Genomic DNA, 3,109 nt, shown 5'->3' on the forward strand with positions numbered 1-3,109 from the left:
GCGTCATCCTCCGATACAGTGGCTCCCTTGAGAGCAGTGACTGTCTTGCCGACCCCCTCCCCGGGGTTGCGCGATCAAGGGTGCGATCATGGGTCTTGACAAGCGTGCAGGCGCACCGCAGTATGTCTGGTTACGGGAGTCGCGTCCCGATGTCCCTTACAGATCCTGACGACCCTGGCGGGTCGGAGGGTGGCAGCGCGCCAAGCACTGCGGGCATCGGCGGCGCGCTTTTGCTTTTTCGGTCGGGAATGCCCGCGCTTCGCGCGGAAGCGCGACGGAGGTGGAAGGCTTCGGTGAACATCTGGCGATCGACACGATCCGGGCGGCGCAGGGCGGTGCGCAGTGTCTGGCTGAGAACGGTGCGGCGTCCTGGGCAAAGCCGCCCCGGGAGCCGGTCGGCGGGCCGGGGTTTTCGAATGTGTCGCGCAGGGAGGACGGGAGGCGCTCTGCCGTAGCGCGTACTCACCTCTGCGGAGCGTTGTCAAACGCCCCACCTGCGCCGCGATAGCCAGGTGGGGCGTTTTGTTTTTTGCCGCCGCCGGCCGGCGGGCGTGAGGTCCGGAAAAAGTGACGCGACTTCCGTCGGGCCGAGCGTCCGTCCGTGCCGGCGGCGCGGCGACTGCTTGCTGCGATGGGATCCGTCGTGGACCGCCCCTGGCGACGTCGCCATCGGAACTGGAGACGGAGCCGGAGCGGGAGCGGCAAATGATCAACAGGCTCAAGGAATATTTCGCGGAACCCGAGGAACGGCCGCCCGCGGAGGAGTACTTCGTGGTCGGGACGCGCTCCGATGAGCACTACGTCGCGCGCGACACCGGCGAACGGCTGCTGCGCCAGCTCGCGCCTCGCTTTCCATCTTGCTGGACCCGCTTCACTGACCTGCACGGCTCACATATCTGCGTGCGGACTGGTCTGATCGAGTACGTGCGAGAGTTGACCGGGGCCCAGCGGGCGATGGCGCGCCGGTTCCGCCGAGCTCGACGGGAGGAGGAGAAAGCGGACCGCCGGCGCTGGGATGACGACGACTGGTTCTGAAGGGAGCGCAGGGCAACGCGAGGGCTGAGGTGACCCATGTGGCCTGTAGAAGACCGTCCGTCACATTCGCAGGAGGCTTGCGCCGAGCTCCTGCATCGATTCCTCCTCGATCCCGGGGAACTGCTCGAGGCGCTCGCGCCGGGGGGCTGGGAGCGCTCGCCTCTGCTGCGCATCTTCCATCCGACGGCGGAGCAGCTCCGTGCGGAGCGCGAGAGCATGCGGCGCAACCTGGCAGCACTGTCCGGGCGGCCGGAGCCGGCGGTTGAAGAGGAGGCTGAGGCAGAGGAGGCCGTGGCAGAGGCTGAACCGAACGGCGCAACCGGGGACGCGATCGCCCCGGAACGCGAGATCGTGGACCTCCTTGGCCGCGCCCTGTGGGACGTGTTTTCCCAGAACCACGCCGTCATCGATGCGGGTGGGAGGGAATTCAATCTGGGCTCGTTCCGGGGATCCGCCGGATTCATTGCCGACTCGCTCAACCGTCGCTACGCCGGGCTCGGCGTGGGATATGACTACCTGGACTTCTACATGGGGACGACGCTCGGCGCGGATCGGGCGGATCTCCGACCGCTCTATCGCTGGATCTTCGCCCGGCTGAAGGAAGCCGGCTGCCGCTGGATCTACTCGTTCCCGCGCCTGTACCTGGTGGATTTTGGATGTCGACCCCGCTTCGACGATTGGTCAAGCTACGATCCGAGCGAGGCGGTCAAAGCCGAGCTCGAGGAAGCGGAGCGGGCCAAAGAACTCGAGACCTTGGCCGACAAGCTGCAGCGCTGGTACGAGGACGATGTCCGCAGGGCACGGCACGAGCCGCTTCCCGCGATCGTCGCCGCGTATCGAGAAGTGTTCGGCGGTCTTCCGGAGGGGTGGCCGCACCCGGACATGTGAGCGGACGTCCGGATTACCCGCATCCGGCTCTCCGACTGGCTCTCGGCCGCTGGCCCACTTTGCCAGCGCTGGCGCCGCGCGTGGGGCCTCGCGCGCAATGGCAGTTTGGCGGGGCACACGGCGCTTGGCGTAGGGCAGGGCATGCCCGCTGCTGCCGCCCGCCTGTCAGCAACTTTCTTGAAACGTGCGTTCGATAGTATACTGCGGGGAGGGAACTGCCTGCTTGGAGCGGTCTCCATGCTGCCCACCTTGACTCTGCTGATCGGAGGCGACCGGCCATCCGGTGGGCCGCGCCGCAGGCCGCGGGGCCTCCCGTGAATTTGGAGGGTCGTGCCGCCGTCGTCACGGGCGGCGGGCGCGGCATCGGCGAGGCGGTGGCGCGGGCGCTGGCCGAGGCGGGCGCGGCGGTGGCTCTGGCCGCGCGCACGCGCGATCAGATCGAGGCGGCGGCCGGCAGCCTGCGCGCCGAGGGGCGCCGCGCGATCGCCGTCCGCTGCGACGTCACGGATGCCGCCTCCGTGGCCGCGCTGGCGCGCGCTGCCCTGAACGAGCTGGGCGCGATCGACATCCTGGTGAACAACGCTGGCGCGGCCAGCTCCTCGCCGCTCGCGCGGGAGTCGCTGGAGGAGTGGAACCGGCTGCTTTCGGTCAATGCCACCGGCCCATTTCTGTGCACCCAGGCGTTCCTGCCGGGAATGCTCGAGCGGGGGTGGGGCCGGGTCGTGAATATGGCGTCGACGGCAGGACTCGAGGGCGCCCGATACGTTGCCGCTTATTCCGCTTCCAAGCACGCACTGGTTGGCTTCACGCGTTCGGTGGCCGCGGAAGTGGCCGGCACCGGCGTGACCGTGAACGCCGTTTGCCCCGGCTATGTGGACACGGAAATGACACGCCAGACCCTGGAACGCATCGAGAAGCGGACCGGCAGGTCGCGCGAGGAGGTGCTGCCGGTCCTGCTGGCCAGCACCCGCCAGGCGCGGCTGACGCGGCCCGAGGAGGTGGCGCAGGTAGTGGTCACGCTCTGTGGGGAGAGCGCCGCCCACCTCAATGGCCAATGCGTGCTCCCGCCGGGCCAGGCCGTGGAGACGTGAGCTCCGGGGTTCCCAGCCCGCGGCCTGCCGGCGCCGAAGCACGGAGCCGCGGCGCGACCGCTCCCCGGCAGCACGCCCGTCTCGACGGGTCCGCC

The 3,109-nt window shown here is 69.1% G+C and carries 3 protein-coding genes; all 3 read left to right on the top strand.

The genetic code is table 11. The features are described from left to right. The first annotated feature begins 705 nt into the window (after nucleotides 1–705). The 3 genes from HY703_13880 to HY703_13890 all read left to right on the top strand — a co-directional run bounded on the left by HY703_13880 (nucleotide 706) and on the right by HY703_13890 (nucleotide 3,014). Nucleotides 706–1,035: a hypothetical protein gene (locus HY703_13880; protein ID MBI4546279.1), complete on the top strand. Its 330-nt coding sequence runs from the start codon at nucleotides 706–708 to the stop codon at nucleotides 1,033–1,035. A 36-nt stretch (nucleotides 1,036–1,071) separates the two neighbouring features. After that, complete coding sequence (locus tag HY703_13885; GenBank protein MBI4546280.1) at nucleotides 1,072–1,923, top strand: hypothetical protein; 852 nt, start codon at nucleotides 1,072–1,074, stop codon at nucleotides 1,921–1,923. A 314-nt stretch (nucleotides 1,924–2,237) separates the two neighbouring features. Further along, nucleotides 2,238–3,014 (top strand): SDR family oxidoreductase, encoded by a 777-nt coding sequence (locus tag HY703_13890; protein ID MBI4546281.1) that lies wholly within the window; start codon nucleotides 2,238–2,240, stop codon nucleotides 3,012–3,014. The last annotated feature ends 95 nt before the right edge of the window (nucleotides 3,015–3,109 follow it).

It is taken from the genome of Gemmatimonadota bacterium, assembly GCA_016209965.1.
Taxonomy (GTDB): Bacteria; Gemmatimonadota; Gemmatimonadetes; order Longimicrobiales; family RSA9; genus JACQVE01.

What these genes read in the sequence shown, in the direction of transcription:
- HY703_13880 (MBI4546279.1), top strand. Translation starts at nt 706, where the DNA reads ATGATCAACAGGCTCAAGGAATATTTCGCGGAACCCGAGGAACGGCCG.
- HY703_13885 (MBI4546280.1), top strand. Translation starts at nt 1,072, where the DNA reads ATGTGGCCTGTAGAAGACCGTCCGTCACATTCGCAGGAGGCTTGCGCC.